Here is a 21,122-nt window from a genome sequence, read left to right on the forward strand (position 1 = left end):
CCGCTTTAAGGATGCTATTTCTGTATGAAAAAACTCATGATTTACGGTGCGACAGGCTATACCGGCAGTATGATCGTACGACATGCGCTGGAATCCAGCCTGCAGATAATTATTGCCGGGCGCGATCGGGAAAAACTGGCAGCGATGTCGTCTGTTCTGGATGTCCCTTTCCGGGCTTTCAGGCTGGATAATCCTGACACCATTGATGGTGGCTTAGCGGATATTAACGCTGTCTTAAATTGTGCCGGTCCGTTTTTGCATACCGCACGGCCGTTAATGGAGGCAGCAATCCGCCAGAAGGTACACTACCTTGATGTGGCTGCCGAACTGGACAGTTACCAGCTTGCAGAAATCCTCGATGAAGCCGCTTCTTCAGCGGGCGTTATGCTGCTTCCTGGCTGTGGCGGGAGCGTAGCAATGCTGGGATGCCTCGCAGCTCACGCGGCCACGCGGGTCAAAAATCCGGCCAGTATCTCACTGGCGCTGCATATCACCGGCACGATGTCTCGCGGCTCTGCGGTAAGCGCAGCTGAGAATTTATCAACCCAGTGCCTGATTCGCCGTAACGGCCAGCTGATGCAGAGCGAGTCAGGTGAGCTGCGGGGCTTCGATTTTGGCAACGGTCTGCAGGCCTGTTTTCCTGTGACGCTTCCTGATGTAATCACCGTCTGGAAAGCGACTGGCATTTCTGATATCAAAACTTTCGTACATATTTCCGGTGAGGGTTTTCCGCAGGGCAATTTGGCTGAACTGCCCGATGGCCCGACAGCTCAGGAACGTGAGGCCAGTCGTTATAAGGCCGTTGCGGAAGTGCTAAATGCAGATGGCGAGACCCTGCATATGCTACTGGATGCGGTTAATGGATATAGCTTCACTGCGCTGGCGGCTGCCGAAGCCGGGCGCAGAGTGCTGGCGGGAGAATATCGTCCGGGATTCCAGACACCGGCGGCGCTATTCGGCAAACACTTTGCCGAAACCATCGCCGATACCCGGATTACGACATCTGAAGCTCTGCGCTGAAAAGAAGGAAATACAAGCTCCGTCCGTTTTTTCCGGAAGGAGCTTGTGAAAATGAATTACCAGGGTCGTCGGCCTTCCGGGCCAAAGAATTTTCCTGTCGGGCCATGTCTTTCCGCCAGTGCTAGCCTGATAACCGGCATCGCCCCCTGTTCCGGTGTAAGCGCACCGGTATTGCCATTGAGATCGGTTTTGACGTTACCCGGCTCGACGACATTGATCTTAATGCCCTGTTCGGCTAACTCTTTGGCAAAACACACCGTGGCCGCATTGAGCGCCACTTTTGAGGCACTATAGCTGAGCAGGTTTACGGTTGAGTAAATTGATGCCTCATCAGTAATCAGAGCAAGAGATCCCAGACCGCTTCCCAACATGATAACACTGGCATTTTCTGCTGTTTGAAGCAGGGGAAGAAACGCCTGGGTTACCCGTACCGGACCGAAGAAATTAACCTCAAACGTGTTTTTCATGTCTGATAAACGTGTCTGGCTCGGCGTAGCTGAGACATCAAGCAACACGCCTGCGTTATTGATCAGTACGTCCAGCCTGTCAGTGACTGCCGATAAAATTGCCGCTGCCTGCTGTACACTTGCGTCGTCAGTTACATCCATTATCAGTAGCTGGACAGTGAGTCCTTCTGCCTTTAGTTGCTGAACAGCCTCTTCGCCGCGTCGCCGATCGCGCGCTGTGATCCAGACACGAAATCCCTGCCGTGCCAGTCCTTTTGCGATCGCCAGTCCAATGCCTTTATTGGCTCCCGTAATCAGTGCCGTACGGTTATCCGATGTTTTCGCAGTCATAGATTTGCCTCTGCATTTGCACCGCTGACATGAAACCGGATATCCCCTATCAGATGAGGCACAACGGCACGGTGTACGAACTGCCATTCATCGCCGATGAGTGCAAAGCGGTCTTTGTAATGACCAGTGCAAATCGGTTGCAGGGGGAAGCCGGGCAGTTCCTGATGAACGGTAAAATAACTGGTCGCTGAAGCTTCACCGCTGAAGGGGTTTCCCTCAACCAGAATATTGGAGACGGCGTGCCAGGTGCGAGGCGTGCCGTCCTGGTGCAGCTGAATGCCCGACGACAGAAATCTCTCAATCTCATTCCTGCCCGTAATCTGATGACCGGGCACCTCCAGCGTGGCATGGCGTAAAAGTCCTGCAACTTCACTAAATTTTCCACTGTCGAGCAGATAAGGGTAAGAGTTGATGAGACGGGTAATGTCGCGCTCAGCCTGCAGAACAGAGACCAGATCTTTTTCATTTTGCGGATACATAATAGCGTTTCCTTTTGTTTCATGGAAAAAACGAGATACAACAGGAACACGATGGTTGTGTGCCACCGTGCAGGTTTATGGCCGGGCCTGTTAGGTTTGCGATGCGCCACCGTCAGCGAATAACTCGATGCCGTTCACATAGCCTGAATCATCACTGGCCAGGAATGCCACAGCGGCAGCAATTTCTTCCGGCTCGCCGATACGGCCCAGCGGGCTTTTCGCGGTAAGGAAGGCAAGTCCCTCTTCAGCCTTATCGCCAAAAGCAGCCCGTAGAGAAGGCGTGTTCGTCGGCCCCGGACTAACGATGTTGAGGCGAATGCCTGAACCATGGAGTTCTGCCACCCAGCTCCTGACCATGTTGCGCACTGCGGCTTTGGTTGCACCGTAAATACTCATTGCCGGTCCGGGATCAAAGGAGGATGTTGAACCGATGATGACCACGCTGGAGCCTTGTCCAAGCAAAGGCAGCGCCTGCTGAACAGTCAGAACCACGCCTTTAACGTTGGTCGCGAACTGTTCATCAATCTGCTGTTCAGTTATTTGACCGAGAGGCGCATGAATACCGCCCCCTGCATTTGCCACCAGGATATCGATATGACCAGTTGCTGTTTTGATCTGCTGGTAAAGTTCATCAAGACTTGCTCTACTGCTGACATCAGTCACAACTCCATTCGCTTTTTCTCCCAGCGTCATAACTGCCCGATTCAGTTTTACTGCGGTTCTTCCAGTAATCACCACGTCCGCACCGTCATCGATCAGGCGTCTGGCTATAGCCAGGCCAATACCACTGCTTCCGCCAGTAACTACGGCAAATTTGCCTTTGAGTGGCTGGTTCATTTGCGCTCCCCCTTCATTTTATGTAGTGGTCACTATAAACAGAAGCAGATAATCTGTCACCATTAATTTGTAGCGACCACTACAATAATGGCGTAAAATAGCCGTATATTTTTACGGGCACAGCCGGGTAATGAGCATATGAGTGAGACAGAAAATAACGTCAGGACACGCAGGCGTGCATTTGACCGGGAAGCAGGGATTGAGACAGCTCAGGCACTGTTTCATCAGAGAGGATATGACGCTGTTGGTATTTCTGAACTGACAAAAGCATTAAATATTAATCCGCCAAGCCTTTACGCCGCCTATGGCAGTAAAGCAGGCCTGTTTGGCCGGTGCCTTGCGCGATACGTTGATGAAGGCAACCTGCCGGCGGATAAGATCCTCATCGCCGGACGCTCTCTGGCCGAAGCCATTGAAGAATTATTTATCACGGCCGCGCGTCTGTACGTGAAATCTCCGCTGCAGCGGGGATGCCTCGTCGCAGAAGGTATGCGTGCTGACGATGAACAGGCGCGAGAACTGGCAAACCAGTATGCAAGACCAGGAATACTGTTTATTGAAGATTACATCCGCCAGTCAGAACCGGAAAGAGCGAAAGAACTGAGCGATTTCGTCGTCACCACACTGCGCGGATTTTCGGCTGCGGCGGTCACCGGCTTATCACGTCCCCGCCTGTTAAAAGTGGCCCGCATGAACGGGCAAGCTTTTGCTGCGTTACTCAGTCTAAACCCTGACACATAACGGGAGTTTTTATGTCTGCCATCGACCATCTTGAGATTTCAGTGAAAAATGCGCCGTTATCGCTGCGCTTCTATCAGCAGGCACTTGAGCCGTTAGGCTTCAGGCTGGTTATTACCCAGGAGCCAGCCAAAACACGAACCGGCGGTTTTCGTTACGGGCTTGGGCCGCAGGGCTACCCCCGGTTATGGCTGCATGACAATGAGGAAACCGGTGCATCGTTGCATCTGGCTTTTTCTACTGATAAGCGCAGCATTGTGGATCAGTTCTGGAAACAGGCTCTTCTGGCGGGCGGGAAAGATAACGGAGCACCGGGAATTCGTAAGCATTATCATTCACAATACTATGCAGCGTACGTTTTTGATCCTGACGGTAATAATCTGGAAGTCGTCTGCCAGCAGGTAAGTTAATCAAGTCGTCCATGCTACGCTTATTATGTTAACCCGCAGCTTAATCTGGGTGGAAATGACACGCGAAATTTTTGCCCGGATTTGCTCGCTTCGTGGTTTGTCATGTGCGTTGCTTAACGCCAAAATCGTCCGCACCTCGCTCATAAAGGACAACCATACTCAAATCTCCCACATTGCAGGAGATTTGAGTATGAACACGTCACCGTGGAATAAAGACCGTATCATAGGCCAAAAAAGACCACTTCAGATATCTCATATCTGGGGGATCCGAATCCGGCTTGAACTGGAAGGTAAAACGCGTGATTTAGCTCTGTTCAATATGGCCTTAGACAGTAAGCTACGAGGCTGCGATCTGGTGAGCCTCAAAGTATCTGATGTTGCATATGGTAGCTCGGTTTCAAGCAGAGCTACGGTGCTGCAACAGAAAACCGGTAGCCCTGTGCAATTTGAGATAACCAAAGGGACAAGAGAAGCTGTTGCTGCATTGATAAAGCTTGGCAATTTGCACAGTAAAGACTTCTTGTTTCGGTCTCGGATCGGAACTAACCGGCACATATCAACCCGACAATACAGCCGAATTTTTCATGGGTGGGTAGAAAAGCTTGGTCTCGAAGCTTCGCTTTACAGCACACATTCCATGAGAAGAACAAAACCTTACTTGATATACAAGAAAACCAAGAATCTCCGGGTGATACAAATTCTGTTGGGCCATAAGAAACTGGAAAGCACAGTCCGTTATCTGGGCATCGAAGTCGATGATGCGTTAGAGATATCTGAATCGATTGAAGTCTAAGGTTGTCAGGGCTGCAACAGCAGCCCTGTGCCAAAAACAGTCGTTGTCGTCGCATGTAATTTCGATATTGGCCCCCCCACTCTGGCAGACAATACTGCCCTATTGTTGAACTCTGAGATTTCTGTTGAGCCTGTCACGGTTCAGCTATGTTTTAGTGGCGCCTAATTGCAAAGTCATGTTTTACATGACTTACGATCGCGCTCTTTACGAACAAGGCTTTCAGGCATAATCTGTGCTAACAATAGAGTAAAATCAGAGGGATAGCTGAAGAAAATGAACTGGCTTTAGCTAATCTTTAGCGTTGTTTCTGGTATAATAACGCTAACTTTTATAGGTATGATTTTGTTTGATTAACTGCGAGAAGTAGGTCTCTCGGTGAAGATGGGGAAGGGATATCAATGAGTGATGACAGCTATAAATTTCAAAAGCTAACACCGATAAGCGATGTTGAGCTGGGTATATATAAAAATGCGATAGATTTTGTTTTTGCCAATGACGATTTAAAAAATGTTGCTATATCAGGGCAATATAGTGCAGGAAAAAGTAGTCTTGTAGAGTCCTATAAGAAAAGTCATTCGAATATAAAGTTTGTTCATATTTCACTTGCCCATTTCAGAGCGACGGAGGAAGCTGAAACTAATGAACCCGGTAGAGTCATGAGTGAAACCGCGTTAGAAGGTAAAATTCTAAACCAGTTAATTCACCAAATTAATGCTGAAGATATTCCCCAAACGCATTTTAAAGTAAAGAAAAAAGTAAAAACGAGCAGCATTGTGATGAATACTATCTTCACGGTATTATTTATCGCCACGGCACTGCATATTACTCTATTTAATAAATGGGGTGACTTTGTTTCACTTTTATCTGATGGAGTTGCAAAGACACTACTAACATTATCTACTAGACACGATTCTTTATTAATTAGCGGTTTTATAGCTACAATCCTTTCTTGCATCTTTATTTATAAATTAATAAAAACCCAAAAAAATCGCAATGTCCTTAAAAAAATAAATTTACAAGGCAATGAAATAGAGATTTTCGAAGAGAGCGAAGAGTCTTATTTTGATCGGTATTTAAATGAAGTATTATACCTTTTCGAGAATGTTAATGCTGATGCCATTATTTTTGAAGACATGGATCGTTTTAATAGCAATCATATCTTTGAACGTCTTCATGAAGTGAATAGACTGGTTAATATTCAACGAACCCTGGCAGGGCACAAGAAATCGACGTTACGTTTTATTTACTTGCTTCGTGATGATATCTTCATTTCAAAGGATAGAACCAAATTCTTTGATTATATCATTCCAGTTATTCCTGTTGTTGATAGTTCTAACTCTTACGATCAGTTTATCTCACATTTTAACAATGGTGGTATTCTCAAATTGTTCAACGAAAGATTCCTACAAGGGATGTCTCTGTATATTGATGATATGAGAATATTGAAGAACATTTATAATGAATTTCAAATTTATTACAATAAATTAAATACAACAGAACTTGACTGTAATAAAATGCTGGCCATTATTGCCTATAAAAATATATTCCCACGAGATTTTAGTGAGTTACAACTTAATCAAGGTATGGTTTATTCCATATTTAGTGAACGGGATAATCTTATTATAAAAGAGATAAAAGATATAGAAAAATACATTAGCGATAGAAAAAAGGAGATTGAGGTAATCAAGAATGAAATGCTCAATTCTAGCCAAGAGGTTGATGCTATATATGATAAGGAATTGTCTAAATATAACAGTCATCATTACTATAATCAGGCTGAGAAAGCTGATATAGAAAAGAGAAGAGCAGCTAGAAGGGAAAGTGTTGAAAATAAAACCAATGGAAAAATAGAAGAAATCAATGAACTTATATCAAAATCAAGAGATAGTTTGGTTGACTCTAGGAATAAAAGACTTAAAGAAATAATAACAAGAGAAAACATTGATGAAATATTTAAGCTCACCTACACTAATGAAATTGGAGAAAAAAGAGATTTTAATGAAATAAAAAGTAGTGAGTATTTTGACTTGCTTAAATACCTTATTCGTGATGGATATATTGATGAAACCTATACCGACTATATGACCTATTTTTATGAAAATAGCCTGAGTCGAAATGATAAGATGTTTTTACGCAGCATTACCGATCAAAAAGGCAAAGATTTCACTTATCAACTCAAGAACCCCAAACTGGTCGTTACCCGCCTTCGAGAAGTGGATTTTGAAAAGGAAGAGGCGCTTAATTTTGATCTATTAGCTTATCTGCTTCAAACGCCAGCCCAAGTAAACTTAATAGAACGTTTATTCAAACAACTAAGAAAAGATAGAAGAGTTGAGTTTATTCGTAGCTACTTTGAAACTGAGAGGGCTCAGTCAGGCTTCATCAATCGATTAAATACGCAGTGGCCTGAATTCTTTTCTTATGCGCTAACCGATAGTGAATTTTCTGCTGATTGGGTTAAACGCTACTCTATAGGCACACTTTATTATTCTGCCAGTAACGCCATTGAGGCTATTAACATTGATGATTGTCTGACTGATTACCTCTCTGACTCGTCGGATTATTTAGCAATATCAGAACCGAAGGTTGACAAGTTAATCAGTGGTTTTAAGTTGCTTAATGTCTCATTTGTCAGTATTAAATTCGAAAGCGCAAATAAAGTACTCTTTGATGCGGTTTATCAGCATTCACTTTATGATATTAATTTTGCCAACCTGACCTTAATGCTGAGTAAGGTTTACACATTTAACAGTGAAGATGATATTCGCCATAAGAACTATACCCTAGTTATGTCACAGCCTGATTCCCCCTTGGCTAGTTATGTTAATAACCATATTAGTGACTATCTGGATATGGTTTTATCTAGTTGTGATGGATCAATCGTGGATGATGAAGCCATTGTTTTATCCGTTCTTAATAATGAGGAAATAACTGATGAACAAAAAGGGCAGTATATAAACTCTTTGCAAACTTTCGTGACCTCTCTGAGTGAGGTTGAGAGCGAATCCTTATGGTCATCTTTGTTGGATAAAGATAGAGCAATTTGCTCTGAGGGAAATATTGTTTCTTACTTTGAACATGTTGATGGACTGGATGGTTCACTTATCGAATTTATCAATAGAACTGATACCGAGCTTGATTTTAAAAAAATTGACCTCGAAGACGAGCAGAGAATCAAATTATTTAGATCGATTATTGTCTGTAATGATTTATCAAATAATAAATATGATGAATTAATTTGCTCGCTAAATAGGATTTATCCGACCTCCTTTGGCACTGCTAATATTGCTGGTGATAAATTTAAAATATTAGTGGATAAGAACATTATTCGTATGAGTCTTAGTTCACTTGATTTCATACGAGACAATTATCCTGAACAAAACTCCTACTACATTAAGAAAAATATCCAAACCTACGTTGAGTTAATGACAATTGATAATTTTGTCTTAGATGAAGCCATATCAATTCTTTCTTGGAAAGTTGATGATGATTTGAAAATTAAGTTACTCGAATTGATTAAAGTACCATTAACTATTCATGATAAAAAATACCCTCCGGTCGTTAATGATTATATTTTAGAGAATAATTTTAATTCAGGCGAATTATTAAGCTTGACGTCATCTTATAAAAATTGGGGAACCTCTACTCAGTCACTCATTCTGATCAGAGCAATACAGGATATATCGACATTGATAGCAAACCCTGATGATGTTGCTGAGCTGTTACTAAAAGATCTGTTTGTCGCAGAGGGACTGAATATGCAGAATAAAATAGCACTGCTAATCGCTCTGCTGCCGGGTAAGGATTTGAGTAAGACGACTTGCAAAGAGTATCTTGATCTGCTTGGTTTATCGGAGTTCAGTAAAATTTTGGGGCGAGGCAAACCTAAAATTGAAGTTGATACAACTAATCAAATTTTATTAACAGCATTACGAGATAACCATTTCTTCTCTGATTTTGAGGTGGATGATGAAAATCCCACTTATTATAAAATAACAAGGCGGCGCTCAATGTTTGGCTCAGATACATAGCATTATGTATTTTTCTACAGTTTGGGCACTTTTATAGTGCCCAATTTTTACGCTGAAACTTACGTAGCTAATCTGACTTTTTCTCAGTTGACATGTACTCCTAGGTGTTCGTTAAGCCCTCTGTGTGTTGGGAAAGATGCGAGCGTCCGCTCCTCGCTCTTAACGGACATTCAACAAACCACATTGCATTATGCATAAGGCCGAAATCCTGCTTTTTACCCCAGCAGAGCCCCGGCCTCCCATCACCCGCCTCAGTGCGCCGTTATATAAGGCTCCTTCACAAACTCCGCCAGCAGCCAGACCATATCATGCAGTAGCCCGGTGAGTTCTTTCGCCACGCTCACAGGCAACGTCCCGCCCATTACCGCCAGCGTTAACGCCACAGCATAATCCACCTGCAACGCCGTATCCTGCCAGCAGTCCGGTACGCAGGAGGCGATCTTTTCCCCCGCAATTAGCTGTTCCACCAGATACGGCGGAAGTTCCGAGTCACAGCGCTCACGCATTCGTTTTAGCGCAGCCAGCAGTTGCTTACAGAGCGTGGCAAATGTCACCGCATCGTCCGTTTCCACCAGTACGCTTACGTACGCCGCACAGGTGTCAGCCAATTCAAAGAGATCCGCAGAATCGGGAAGTTGCAGGTGAAGAAGGTGATGAAGAGCGCTTTCTTCAGTAAGCGCGTAAGAAAATCCAGGGATAGTAGCCATAAGGCATCCTCTTTATGCAAAAAATGTTAACCGCCCGATGAGTTCCTACGCTCAGAGGGGGTAGCGCTGACGGAGGTAGGAATACCGTGCATAAAGAAAAACGGCCAGCCTTTCGACTGCTCCGTCAGCGCCACCGTGATTCTAACGGGATATGCGCTGTCGCGACAAAAAATATCGCTTTATGCTAACGGGTTCCTACGCCCGGTTACGGATGTGCCGCAACGCAGGCACTTTAAAACCGCGAAGAAGGGATGAAAAGGGATGCCCCTGAATTACATAAGGTTGCTTAAAAGTTTGCGAGGCGGCTTCCAAAGGGCATTGCCGGGTGGCGGCTGCGCCTTACCCGGCCTACAAAACCGCCAACCAGCCAACCTATCCGCGACACGAACCGTAGGCCCGCGCAAGCGCAGCGCCGCCGGGCACAGCCACACCGTAGCTACCCCTCGCTCATCATCGCCAGAAACCGTTTCACCGTCCGCGAGCGTTCAAAACGCCGCCAGCAGAGCGCGATATCGGTATAAAGCTCCGGCGAGCGCAGCGCATGGTAGGTGACATTCGGCGGAGAAATAGCGGCCATGGATTTCGGCACCAGCGCGAACCCGCCGCCAGCGGAGACCATGCTCAGGGAAGAGGAAAGTTGTGAGGATTGCAGCGTGTGTTGCATATCGATCCCGGCCCGCTCGCAGCTGCCGTAAACGCGGTCATACAGCCCCGGTGCTACCTCCTGGGGGAACAGCACCACCGGCGTATCCCGCAGCTCATCCAGCGCCAGATCGCCACATGCCGCCAGAGGATGATCGCGATGCAGCGCCACCACCATCGGCTCCCGATCGAGGATTTTTAACTCAAACACCTTGCTGCTCTCGCACGGCAGGCGCACAAAGGCGATATCCAGCTCACCCTCCGCCAGCATCGTCGTCAGCGACGACATATTGGCTTCCACCTGGTGAACCTGCACCGCCATGTTCTGCACCTGAAACTGGCGAATCAGGGCGAAGATTTTGGGATGAAAAGCATCTGAACTGGTGATGCCAATCGACAGGCTGCCGTTCAGCCCGCGCGCGATGCCCCGGGCTTTCTCCAGCGCGGCATCGCTCAGCGCCAGTATCTTACAGGCGTCCTCATAGAAGGCCTCTCCCGCTTCGGTCAGCTCCACGCCCCGTGTCAGGCGCCTGAACAGCGGCGTGCCCACTTCCTCTTCGAGCCGTTTGATCTGCTGACTCAGAGGAGGCTGTGAAATACCCAGCGCTTTGGCCGCCCTGGTGAAGTGTCGCTCGCGTGCTACCGCGACAAAATAGCGCAGATAACGAAGTTCCATATCAAAAACATCTCAAACCAGCATGGATTCTATATTGGAACTCTCTGCTGAATCGGGTCAACATTTATTTAACCTTTATAAATAAAGTTGAAGAGGACGGGCATGATGATGCATTCATCTGCATGCGACTGTGAGGCGAGTTTATGCGAGACCCTGCGCGGGTTCTCGGCTCAGCATCCTGACAGCGTGATCTATCAGACATCGCTAATGAGCGCGCTGCTAAGCGGCGTCTACGAAGGAGAGACCACCATCGCCGACCTGCTGGCACACGGTGATTTTGGTCTCGGTACCTTTAACGAGCTGGATGGCGAAATGATTGCCTTCAGCAGCCAGGTGTACCAGCTGCGCGCCGACGGCAGCGCCCGCGCCGCGAAGCCGGAGCAAAAAACGCCGTTCGCGGTGATGACCTGGTTCCAGCCGCAGTACCGCAAAACCTTCGACGGGCCGGTCAGCCGTCAGCAGATCCACGACGTGATCGACCAGCAAATCCCCTCCGATAACCTGTTCTGTGCGCTGCGCATCGACGGCAATTTCCGCCACGCGCACACCCGCACCGTACCGCGCCAGACACCGCCGTACCGGGCGATGACCGACGTGCTGGATGACCAGCCGGTGTTCCGCTTTAACCAGCGCGAGGGCGTGCTGGTCGGGTTCCGCACCCCACAGCATATGCAGGGCATTAACGTGGCGGGCTATCACGAACACTTTATCACCGACGACCGTCAGGGCGGGGGCCACCTGCTCGACTATCAGCTGGAGAACGGCGTGCTCACCTTCGGCGAAATCCACAAGCTGATGATTGACCTGCCCGCCGACAGCGCGTTTTTACAGGCCAACCTGCACCCCAGCAACCTTGATGCGGCTATCCGCGCCGTCGAAAACTAACAGGAGAACTACCGTGAACAGTGAGAAACAGTCACGTCAGTGGGCGCACGGCGCCGATATGGTTGTCGGCCAGCTGGAAGCGCAGGGTGTGAAGCAGGTGTTCGGCATACCGGGCGCAAAAATCGACAAGGTCTTTGACTCCCTGCTGGACTCCTCCATCGAGATTATCCCGGTGCGTCACGAGGCGAACGCGGCGTTTATGGCGGCAGCGGTAGGGCGGCTAACCGGTAAGGCCGGGGTCGCGCTGGTCACCTCCGGGCCGGGCTGCTCCAACCTGATCACCGGCATTGCCACCGCCAACAGCGAAGGTGACCCGGTGGTGGCGCTGGGCGGGGCGGTGAAGCGGGCAGATAAAGCGAAACTGGTGCACCAGAGCATGGATACCGTCGCCATGTTCAGCCCGGTCACCAAATACGCCGTCGAAGTCAATTCACCGGACGCGATTGCCGAGGTGGTGTCGAACGCGTTTCGCGCTGCCGAGCAGGGCAGGCCGGGCGGGGCGTTTGTCAGCCTGCCGCAGGATATTGTCGACCAGCCCACCACTGGGGCGATTTTACCCGCCAGCACCGCGGCGCTGATGGGCCCGGCGCCGGAGTCAGCCATCAACGACGTGGCGAAGCTTATCGCGAAGGCCAAAAACCCGGTCATCTTACTCGGCCTGATGGCCAGCCAGCCCGCCAACAGCGCCGCGCTGCATAAGCTGCTGGAGAGAAGCCGTATTCCGGTCACCAGCACCTATCAGGCCGCCGGGGCGGTGAATCAGGAACACTTCACCCGCTTCGCCGGACGCGTCGGCCTCTTTAACAACCAGGCGGGCGACCGGCTGCTGCATCTGGCGGACCTGATTATCTGCATCGGCTACAGCCCGGTGGAGTACGAGCCGTCCATGTGGAACAGCGGCGACGCCACGCTGGTGCACATTGACGTGCTGCCCGCCTATGAGGAGCGCAAGTATGTTCCCGATCTGGAACTGGTCGGGGATATTGCCGCCACGCTGAATCTGCTTGCCAGTCGAATCGAGCACAAACTTGAACTCAGCCAGCGCGCCTCGGAAATTCTTGTCGATCGCCAGCATCAGCGGGACCTCCTCGACCGTCGCGGCGCCTCGCTCAACCAGTTTGCCCTGCATCCGCTGCGCATCGTGCGCGCCATGCAGGATATCGTGAACAACGACGTGACGCTCACCGTCGACATGGGCAGCTTCCATATCTGGATCGCCCGCTACCTCTACAGCTTCCGGGCGCGTCAGGTGATGATCTCCAACGGTCAGCAGACCATGGGCGTGGCGCTGCCGTGGGCGATTGGCGCGTGGCTGGTCAACCCGGGGCGCAAGGTGGTCTCGGTCTCCGGGGACGGCGGCTTTTTGCAGTCGAGCATGGAGCTGGAAACCGCCGTACGCCTCAACGCCAACGTGCTGCACATCATCTGGGTGGATAACGCCTACAACATGGTGGCCATCCAGGAAGAGAAAAAATACCAGAGGCTTTCCGGCGTCGAGTTCGGCCCGGTCGATTTCAAAGCCTATGCCGACGCGTTCGGTGCGAAAGGCTTTGCCGTCGAGAGCGCCGATGCGCTCGAACCGACGCTGCGTGCGGCAATGGATGTCGATGGCCCGGCCGTGGTGGCCATTCCCGTTGACTACAGCGATAACCCGCTGCTGATGGGCCAGCTCCATCTCAGCCAGATTTTGTGAATCAATATAAGGACAGAGAAATGCAAAAAGTGGCTCTCGTAACCGGCTCCGGTCAGGGGATTGGCAAAGCGATCGCGCTTCGCCTGGTGAAGGATGGTTTTGCCGTTGCTATTGCGGATTACAACGAAGAGACGGCGAAAGCGGTCGCGGATGAGATCACCCGTAACGGCGGGAAGGCCGTCGCCGTGAAGGTGGACGTCTCTGACCGCGAGCAGGTGTTCGCGGCGGTGGAAAAAGCCCGCACCGCGCTGGGCGGTTTTAACGTCATCGTCAATAACGCCGGGGTGGCGCCGTCCACGCCCATCGAATCCATCACGCCGGAGATTGTCGACAAGGTCTACAACATCAACGTGAAAGGGGTGATCTGGGGCATTCAGGCCGCGATTGACGCCTTTCGCAAAGAGGGGCACGGCGGCAAAATTATCAACGCCTGCTCTCAGGCGGGCCACACCGGCAACCCGGAGCTGGCGGTCTACAGCTCCAGCAAGTTCGCGGTGCGTGGCTTAACCCAGACCGCCGCGCGGGATCTCGCGCCGCTGGGGATCACTGTTAACGCCTACTGCCCGGGGATCGTCAAAACGCCGATGTGGGCGGAAATCGACCGTCAGGTCTCCGAGGCGGCGGGTAAACCGCTTGGCTACGGGACGGAAACCTTTGCCAAACGCATCACGCTTGGCCGTTTGTCCGAACCGGAAGACGTGGCCGCCTGCGTCTCTTACCTCGCCGGGCCGGATTCCGACTACATGACCGGTCAGTCGCTGCTGATTGATGGTGGGATGGTGTTCAACTAAATACACAATACTAAAAAGCTCTGACATGAACTTTCCCCTGCTCCCGTGCAGGGGCTTTTTTTTGTCTCGTCAGCCATTGTGCATTACACTGCGCGCTGCAAAACTTTAGTCTTGAGATCTGACAGGCGGTAACAGCGATGAACGGTACAATCACAACGTGGTTTAAAGATAAAGGCTTTGGATTTATCAAAGATGAAAACGGCGACAACCGCTATTTTCATGTGATTAAGGTCGCCAACCCTGATCTGATTAAGAAAGATGCGGCGGTGACCTTCGAGCCAACCACCAACAGCAAAGGCCTTTCCGCGTATGCGGTGAAGGTGATCCCGGAGAGTAAGCATCTTTATATTGCGGGCGAGCGCGTGAAGCTCACCTCAATTAAATCCTTCGTGGTGTTCAGCGAGGAAGAGCCCGTTGAGACCAAAATCGACAAAGAGAATGCGGTGCTGTCGGTGGGGCTGCTGATGAACAGCATCAAACCCAAAACCGAGAAAAAGCCGGGCGAAATGCGCACGGTGAAGAAGCTGGCGATCACTACCTTCCAGAACACGACGCTGATCTTCACTGAAGATGAGATCGACATCGATGCCACGGTGAAGCTGCTGAAGTAACGTTTTGCCGGGTGGCGGCTACGCCTTACCCGGCCTACGAAATGCGTGCGGCACTCGCCGCCGCACGGTTTACCCCATCCTGTGCTCCCCCCGCAACATTGCTTCACGGTCAAATACCCGCTGGATCTTCCCGTGCGCCATAAATGCCGCCCGGTCGGACATATGCGCAATCACGTCCGCATCGTGGCTCACCAGCAGGTAGGTCATGCCGTGCTGCGCCTTCAGGCGGTTGAGCAGGTTCAGGATCTCCGCCTGTACCGACATATCCAGCGCCGAGGTCGGTTCATCCAGCAGCAGAAGCTGCGGGCGCAGCAGCAGCGCGCGGGCAATGGCCACGCGCTGACGCTGTCCGCCGGAAAGCTGATGCGGGTAACGCCTGCTGGCGTCGGCAGCCAGACCCACCTGTTGCAGCGCATCCGCCACCTTTTCGGCAACCTGGGTTTCGCCGTGGATGTTTAACGGCTCCGACAGGGTGCGGGCAATGGTGTGGTTCGGGTGCAAAGACGCCCACGGATCCTGGAACACCATCTGCACGTTACGTCGAAGCGCGCCTTCAAAACGTCGTCCTGGCCGTAAATTTTCCCCGAGGACGGAAATGTGGCCATTCCACTCGCGCAGCAGCCCCGCCAGCACGCGCAGAATAGTCGATTTGCCGCAGCCGGATTCACCGATCAGGCTGAAGGTTTCGCCTTTTTCGATCGCAAAACTGGCGGCGGAAACCGCCGTTTTTTCACCAAAACTCACCCGGAGCTGGTTAACCTCAACGAGTGCCATTGTCGGCCTCCTTCCACGGTTGCGAACGGTCGAGCGTCGGCAGCATCTGGCCAAACGTCCCGGCGTTCGGGCGGCAGGTCCAGAGCGTGCGCGTGTAAGGATGGGTTGCCTGCGGCAACTGGCTCGCCGCCATTTCATCAACTTTCTCACCCTGATACATCACCAGCACGCGGTCACAGTGTTCCGCGACGAGCGGCAAATCGTGGCTGATTAACAGCATCGCCATCTGCCGCGCCTCGCACTGCTGTACCAGCAGCTCCAGGATCTGGTTGCGCAGGCGTGCGTCCAGCGCGGAAGTCGGTTCGTCGGCGATCAGCACCTGCGGGTTGTTGACGAGCGCAATGGCGATCATCACGCGCTGGCCCATGCCGCCGGAGAGTTCGCTGGGATAGCGCTGGAGCACGTGCTCGTTCAGCCCCACGGCGCGGATGATATCGTGAATGCGCGCCAGGCGTTCGGCGCGGGGCAGGCGCTGATGGAGGGTCAGCGCCTCATCAAGCTGGGCGGCGACGGTTTTCACCGGGTTTAGCGCGTAGCGCGGGTCCTGTAGAACCATCGCAATGCCGTTGCCGCGCAGCGCCTGCCAGCGGCGGCTGTTCAGGGTCAGCAGGTCGTTGCCAAGCACGTTAAGCCGCTTAGCGCTCACGATGCCGGGCTTGCGCACCAGCCCCAGCAGGGCGCGGGCAGACATGGACTTGCCGGAGCCGGATTCTCCCACCAGCGCCAGCCGCTCGTTGCCTAACGTAAAGCTCAGGTTGTTGACCACGCGCGCGGCGGGGTAGTCGATATTTAGCGCATCGACGATGACGCGGTGTTCAGTCATGCTGTGGCTCCAGTACGTCGCGCAGGCCATCGCCCAGCAGGTTAAAGGCCAGGCTGGCAAACAGAATCGCCCCACCTGGAATGGCGGCAATCCACCACTGGTCAAAAATGACCTGCATGCCGTCGGCTATCATCGCGCCCCATTCCGCCATCGGTGGACGTGCGCCCAGGCCAAGGAAGCCCAGCCCGGCGGCGGCCAGAATGATCCCGGCCAGATCCAGCGCCAGCCGTACAATCGCGGAGGGCAGGCACAGGGGCAGAATATGGCCGACCAGCAGGCGCGGGCCGCGAATGCCCATCATCTCCGCGGCGGCCAGATAATCGCTGTGGCGCAGACGCTGGATTTCACTGCGCGCCTGGCGCGCATAGGCAGGCCAGGTCGTTAAGGCCAGCGCCAGCGCGCCGTTCACCAGACCGGGGCCGAGCATCGCGACAAACGCGAAGGCGAGGATCAGGCGCGGCATCGACATCACCACGTCGGTAAAGCGCATCAGGATGCGCTCCATCCAGCCGCCGTAGTAGCCTGACAAAATCCCAACCAGCAGACCGGCGGGGAGGGTAATAACGGTGACTAAGGCCACCAGCCCCAGTGCCGGACGGGTGCCGTAGATTAATCGGGAGAGCAGATCCCGCCCATAGCTATCGGTACCCAGCCAGTGCTGCGCGTTGGGCGGTTGCAGACGCGCGGCGGCGTCCTGCCAGTTGGGGTCATGCGGCGCAAGCCACGGTGCGAACAGGGCAATAAGCACCAGCAGCGCGATGGCGATCAGCCCGCAAAACGCGGCAGGGGAGCGGCGCAGGCGGCGTAAGAAGAGATAAAACGGCATTAGCGCACCCTGGGATCGGTCGCCCGCACAAGCAGGTCGGTAAGGTTATTGATCAGAACAAAGCAGACGCCAATCAGCAGCGTGCCGCCCATCACGGCGGTGGTGTCACCGGCGAACAGGGCCGTGGTGAGGTAGCGCCCGATGCCCGGCCACGAGAAGACGGTTTCGGTTAATACCGCGCCCTCCAGCATGCTGGTGTAGGCCAGGGCAATCACCGTCAGCAGGGTGCTGCGAATGTTCGGCAGCACGTGACGCAGCAGGATGGTCATCTCTCCAGCGCCCTTGGCGCGGGCGAGCAATATGTACTCTTTGTTCATCTCGCTCAGACAGGCGGAGCGCGTCAGGCGGGTGATACTTGCCAGCGAGTAGTAGGCCAGCAGCAGCACCGGCAGCACCAGGTGGCTGATGGCGTTGCGGAACGCCTCGCGGTCGCCGGAAAGCCAGGTATCAACCAGCGCAAATCCGGTTCGTGGCTCGACGGTGAATTGCCAGATGTCGTCCAGCCTGCCGGGGCCAGCGCTCCACTGTAGTTTCGCGTAGAACAGAGCCAGCATCAGCAGTCCGAGCCAGAATATTGGCACCGAATTGCCGAGCAGGGTGAGCGTTCTGATCGCTAAGTCCAGTGGCGAACCGGCGTAGCGGGCGCACAGTACACCCGCAATCACGCCGAGTACCGTGCCGATAATTAGCGCCAGCGTTGCCAGTTCCAGCGTGGCGGGAAAGGCGTGCAGCAGGTCCTGCAATACCGGCTGACCGGTAGCGCTGGCGGTGCCTAAATCCCCGTGAGCGAGGTTTTGCAGGTAGTGCAAGAACTGCACCGGCAGGGGCCGATCCAGCCCAAGCTGGTGGCGAACCTGATCGTAAGTGGACTGGCTGGCGTGATCGCCGACGATCTGCAATACGCGATCGACCGGGGAAAAGGCAGAGAGCGCAAACGTGACCAGCAGTAGCCCGAACAGCGTGAGCAGGAGAGTCAGCAGACCCTGAAGCACGCGGGTGGAAAGATGTGGCATGGGAAATCTCTTTATGCCGGGTGGCGGCTTCGCCTTACCCGGCCTACAAAAACCAGGAACGTAGGCCGGGTAAGCGCAGCGCCACCCGGCAACAAGGGCTACTTCGTAACGCGATCGTACCAGACCATATCCGCGTTCAGCCCCTGCTGATACCCCTTCACGTTATCGCGCACCACGATCTGGGTTTTGCCCTGGTCAACGAACACATACGGCGAGTTATGCTGTAACTGTTCCTGCATCTTCTTATACAGATCCAGACGTTTTGCCGGATCCGGCTCGGCAACCGCCGCCAGCGTAGCGTTGTTCAGCTTCGGAATTTTCCAGCCGTTAAGCCCGGCCACGGTGCTGGATTTCCCGTCATTCCATGCGAAGGCGCTGGCGTTGGAGTGTGCATCGAAGTAGTCCGGGATCCACAGACGTATGGCCGCCTGATGCTGTTTCGCACGCACGCGGGCGTACACCTGGCTACCCGCCGCGGGCAGCAGATCCACCTTCACGCCGCCCTGAGCGAAGCTCGCCTGCATGGATTGCGCGATGGTGATGAACGGCGGTTTATTCTCTACGTCCAGCGTGAAATGCGCGTCTTTGATGCCCGCCCTGGCGAGGATCGCTTTTGCTTTTGCCGGGTCAAACGTGAACGGATTGTCCTCCAGCGCGCCCGGCAGGCCGACCGGCAGGAAGCTCTGATGAACAAAATACTGGCCTTTCAGCAGGTCCTTGGTGATGCCTTCATAATCCACCAGCCAGCGCGAGGCTTCCCAGAACGCTGGATTATTCAGCAGCGGGTTAGCGCTGTTGCCGGTGTTAAACACCAGATAGTTTTGCTCGGCAGAAGGGATGCTCAGCACCTTCACGCCCGGCTTGCCGCTGAGGGCGCTTATCTGGTCTGCACCCAGATCGCGCGCCACGTCCGCATCACCCTGCTGGATCAGCAGGCGGCGGGAAGCGGGATCGGGGACGTTTTTAATGATGATGCTTTTAAGCTTCGGCGCGCCGCCGGGCGCGGATTCGTTGGCTTCCAGCACGATGGCCTGATGCGGCTGGTAAACGCGCATTTTGAACGCGCCGCTGCCCGCAGAGTGCATTTTTAACCACGCGTTGCCGAAGTCGTTATCCTTCACGTTCGCCGCAACCTGCTTTTCATCGACGATGGAGGCAATCGGCGTGGAGAGTATATTCAGCGCTACCGACGGGCTGACGTCCGCCGTCCAGCGAAGCGTGAGGGTATGGTCGTCCACTTTCTTCAGCTGGCTGGCGATGTTGCTGGCGTCCCAGCCCAGTACGTTGAGGATAAACGCCGGGGATTTGTTCAGCGTCACGGCGCGGGTATATGAGAAGATCACATCTTCCGGGCGCAGCGGGTTGCCGGAGGCAAATTTTGCATCGGGCTTAAGTTTGATGGTCAGGGTTTTTGCTGCCGCGTCCGCTTCCCAGCTTTCGGCCAGAACCGGGGTGATTTTTTCCGGGTTATCGCGGTCCGGCTGTACCAGACGCTGATACAAACTCGGTACGGTCTGGATGCTGGAAAGTTCGTTGGCTTCGGCCGGGTCAAGGCTCACGATATCATCCAGACCCTGGGCGACAACCAGCGTGTTGGGCGGGGTAGCGGCGTGAGCAGCGCTTGAGAGCGCAGCCAGCACCAGTAACGGCAGCAGTTTTTTATTCATAGCGATCCCTGAAGAAAATATATTGTGATTGTTTTATGCACCGTTACGGTAGGCTGGCTGAGGATTTCCTCAAAGTCGAAATTCTGCTTTGCTTATGCCCTCCGGGAATAACGCATTCGGTCTGGTTATGAGTCACCTCTCTTTTCGTTCGCTTTTTAACCTGCTATAACAAACTCCTTACCTTTCAGGGAGTCACCGCCGTGCCCGAAATCAATCAACATGGTCAAACCGTTAACGATATTGTCCCGGACTGGAAATGCGCCCGCGCGTTAACCCGTACCCTGCTCACCGGGCAGTATTGCCGCCTGGAGCCGCTGGATGCCGACCGCCATTCGGCTGATTTGTTTGAAGCCTATGCGCTGGGTGACGACAGCGACTGGACGTGGCTTGCCAGCACCCAGCCTGGGAGCGTTGAGGCCACTGCGCACTGGGTGCTGGGAAAGGTGCTGGATGACGACCTGGTGCCCTTTGCCGTTATCGATCTGCGCACCGAAAAGGCGGTAGGGCTGGTCAGCTATATGGCGATAGAACGCTTTCAGGGCTCGGTTGAGATCGGCCACGTCACCTGGTCGCGCAGAATGAAGGGCACCCGCGTGGGTACCGAAGCGGTGTGGCTGCTGCTGAAAAATGCCTTTGAGCATCAATATCGCCGGCTGGAGTGGAAGTGCGATTCGATGAACATCGCCTCACGCAACGCGGCGGAGCGGCTGGGGTTTGTCCTGGAAGGGCGCCTGCGCCAGAAGCTGGTGCGTAAAGGACGCAACCGCGACAGCGATATGCTTTCGATTATTGACGGCGAATGGCCGCAGCGCGATGCAGAGCTGCGCGCCTGGCTGGCGGCGGAGAATTTTGACGGGGAAGGACGGCAGGTTAAGCGGCTTGAAGCATTTCGGCAATAATTTCCCCTCA

General features: G+C 52.8%; 21 protein-coding genes. 10 read left to right on the forward strand and 11 right to left on the reverse strand.

Annotation, left to right across the window (positions count from 1 at the left end):
• The first annotated feature begins 24 nt into the window (after positions 1 to 24).
• The gene (locus ACWKXX_RS01360) at positions 25 to 1,020 is read left to right on the forward strand and encodes a saccharopine dehydrogenase family protein (RefSeq protein ID WP_251993203.1); all 996 of its coding nucleotides are present in this window, start codon (positions 25 to 27) and stop codon (positions 1,018 to 1,020) included.
• Positions 1,021 to 1,076: 56 nt separating this feature from the next.
• Here ACWKXX_RS01360 and ACWKXX_RS01365 read toward each other — a convergent pair whose 3' ends face one another.
• From ACWKXX_RS01365 to ACWKXX_RS01375, 3 genes are all read right to left on the reverse strand, one after another.
• A complete protein-coding gene (locus ACWKXX_RS01365; protein ID WP_045344566.1) occupies positions 1,077 to 1,817 on the reverse strand; it encodes an SDR family oxidoreductase in 741 nt (246 codons plus the stop codon).
• Positions 1,814 to 2,296, reverse strand: coding sequence for a nuclear transport factor 2 family protein (locus ACWKXX_RS01370; protein ID WP_048242175.1), 483 nt, complete (start codon positions 2,294 to 2,296; stop codon positions 1,814 to 1,816). Before ACWKXX_RS01370 ends, ACWKXX_RS01365 begins: the two co-directional genes overlap by 4 nt.
• A gap of 90 nt (positions 2,297 to 2,386) precedes the next feature.
• The gene (locus tag ACWKXX_RS01375) at positions 2,387 to 3,133 is read right to left on the reverse strand and encodes an SDR family NAD(P)-dependent oxidoreductase (protein ID WP_045344564.1); all 747 of its coding nucleotides are present in this window, start codon (positions 3,131 to 3,133) and stop codon (positions 2,387 to 2,389) included.
• 138 nt (positions 3,134 to 3,271) lie between these two features.
• On the opposite strand from ACWKXX_RS01375, the gene ACWKXX_RS01380 reads away from it, so the two are divergent.
• The 4 genes from ACWKXX_RS01380 (at position 3,272) to ACWKXX_RS01395 (ending at position 9,105) form a co-directional block, all read left to right on the forward strand.
• A complete protein-coding gene (locus ACWKXX_RS01380; RefSeq protein ID WP_045344563.1) occupies positions 3,272 to 3,874 on the forward strand; it encodes a TetR/AcrR family transcriptional regulator in 603 nt (200 codons plus the stop codon).
• Positions 3,875 to 3,885: 11 nt separating this feature from the next.
• A complete protein-coding gene (locus ACWKXX_RS01385; RefSeq protein WP_045344562.1) occupies positions 3,886 to 4,281 on the forward strand; it encodes a VOC family protein in 396 nt (131 codons plus the stop codon).
• 190 nt (positions 4,282 to 4,471) lie between these two features.
• Positions 4,472 to 5,074 (forward strand): site-specific integrase, encoded by a 603-nt coding sequence (locus ACWKXX_RS01390; protein WP_045344561.1) that lies wholly within the window; start codon positions 4,472 to 4,474, stop codon positions 5,072 to 5,074.
• A gap of 398 nt (positions 5,075 to 5,472) precedes the next feature.
• Positions 5,473 to 9,105 (forward strand): YobI family P-loop NTPase, encoded by a 3,633-nt coding sequence (locus ACWKXX_RS01395; RefSeq protein ID WP_196277483.1) that lies wholly within the window; start codon positions 5,473 to 5,475, stop codon positions 9,103 to 9,105.
• Positions 9,106 to 9,356: 251 nt separating this feature from the next.
• On the opposite strand, the gene ACWKXX_RS01400 is transcribed toward ACWKXX_RS01395, so the two are convergent.
• From ACWKXX_RS01400 to ACWKXX_RS01410, 3 genes are all read right to left on the reverse strand, one after another.
• The gene (locus ACWKXX_RS01400; protein WP_045142667.1) at positions 9,357 to 9,812 is read right to left on the reverse strand and encodes a hypothetical protein; all 456 of its coding nucleotides are present in this window, start codon (positions 9,810 to 9,812) and stop codon (positions 9,357 to 9,359) included.
• Between the two features lie 26 nt (positions 9,813 to 9,838).
• A complete protein-coding gene (locus tag ACWKXX_RS01405; protein WP_157843337.1) occupies positions 9,839 to 9,946 on the reverse strand; it encodes an ash family protein in 108 nt (35 codons plus the stop codon).
• 302 nt (positions 9,947 to 10,248) lie between these two features.
• A complete protein-coding gene (locus tag ACWKXX_RS01410) occupies positions 10,249 to 11,130 on the reverse strand; it encodes a LysR family transcriptional regulator (protein ID WP_003858850.1) in 882 nt (293 codons plus the stop codon).
• A 105-nt stretch (positions 11,131 to 11,235) separates the two neighbouring features.
• Between ACWKXX_RS01410 and budA the strand changes: the two genes are divergently transcribed.
• The 4 genes from budA to ACWKXX_RS01430 all read left to right on the forward strand — a co-directional run bounded on the left by budA (position 11,236) and on the right by ACWKXX_RS01430 (position 15,110).
• Complete coding sequence (budA, locus tag ACWKXX_RS01415) at positions 11,236 to 12,015, forward strand: acetolactate decarboxylase (protein ID WP_003858848.1); 780 nt, start codon at positions 11,236 to 11,238, stop codon at positions 12,013 to 12,015.
• On the forward strand, positions 11,987 to 13,708 hold the full coding sequence (gene alsS / locus ACWKXX_RS01420) for an acetolactate synthase AlsS (RefSeq protein WP_152818972.1): 1,722 nt from the start codon (positions 11,987 to 11,989) through the stop codon (positions 13,706 to 13,708). Before budA ends, alsS begins: the two co-directional genes overlap by 29 nt.
• A gap of 20 nt (positions 13,709 to 13,728) precedes the next feature.
• Positions 13,729 to 14,499: a (S)-acetoin forming diacetyl reductase gene (locus ACWKXX_RS01425; protein ID WP_003858846.1), complete on the forward strand. Its 771-nt coding sequence runs from the start codon at positions 13,729 to 13,731 to the stop codon at positions 14,497 to 14,499.
• Between the two features lie 137 nt (positions 14,500 to 14,636).
• Positions 14,637 to 15,110, forward strand: coding sequence for a cold-shock protein (locus ACWKXX_RS01430; protein WP_015571193.1), 474 nt, complete (start codon positions 14,637 to 14,639; stop codon positions 15,108 to 15,110).
• Between the two features lie 69 nt (positions 15,111 to 15,179).
• Here the strand turns inward: ACWKXX_RS01430 and ACWKXX_RS01435 are convergent, their stop codons facing one another.
• The 5 genes from ACWKXX_RS01435 to ACWKXX_RS01455 form a co-directional block, all read right to left on the reverse strand.
• Positions 15,180 to 15,884: an ABC transporter ATP-binding protein gene (locus tag ACWKXX_RS01435; RefSeq protein ID WP_110870967.1), complete on the reverse strand. Its 705-nt coding sequence runs from the start codon at positions 15,882 to 15,884 to the stop codon at positions 15,180 to 15,182.
• The gene (locus ACWKXX_RS01440; RefSeq protein ID WP_032652905.1) at positions 15,871 to 16,707 is read right to left on the reverse strand and encodes an ABC transporter ATP-binding protein; all 837 of its coding nucleotides are present in this window, start codon (positions 16,705 to 16,707) and stop codon (positions 15,871 to 15,873) included. The genes ACWKXX_RS01435 and ACWKXX_RS01440 overlap by 14 nt, the downstream gene beginning before the upstream one ends.
• Positions 16,700 to 17,533, reverse strand: coding sequence for an ABC transporter permease (locus ACWKXX_RS01445; RefSeq protein WP_015571190.1), 834 nt, complete (start codon positions 17,531 to 17,533; stop codon positions 16,700 to 16,702). The genes ACWKXX_RS01440 and ACWKXX_RS01445 overlap by 8 nt, the downstream gene beginning before the upstream one ends.
• Entirely contained in the window at positions 17,533 to 18,546 is a 1,014-nt protein-coding gene (locus ACWKXX_RS01450) for an ABC transporter permease (RefSeq protein ID WP_032652907.1), read from the reverse strand. The genes ACWKXX_RS01445 and ACWKXX_RS01450 overlap by 1 nt, the downstream gene beginning before the upstream one ends.
• 98 nt (positions 18,547 to 18,644) lie before the next feature.
• The gene (locus ACWKXX_RS01455) at positions 18,645 to 20,213 is read right to left on the reverse strand and encodes an ABC transporter substrate-binding protein (protein ID WP_261666392.1); all 1,569 of its coding nucleotides are present in this window, start codon (positions 20,211 to 20,213) and stop codon (positions 18,645 to 18,647) included.
• A gap of 200 nt (positions 20,214 to 20,413) precedes the next feature.
• Between ACWKXX_RS01455 and ACWKXX_RS01460 the strand changes: the two genes are divergently transcribed.
• Complete coding sequence (locus tag ACWKXX_RS01460) at positions 20,414 to 21,112, forward strand: GNAT family N-acetyltransferase (RefSeq protein ID WP_047737941.1); 699 nt, start codon at positions 20,414 to 20,416, stop codon at positions 21,110 to 21,112.
• Positions 21,113 to 21,122: the final 10 nt, after the last annotated feature.

It is taken from the genome of Enterobacter sp. UPMP2061 (assembly GCF_053709615.1).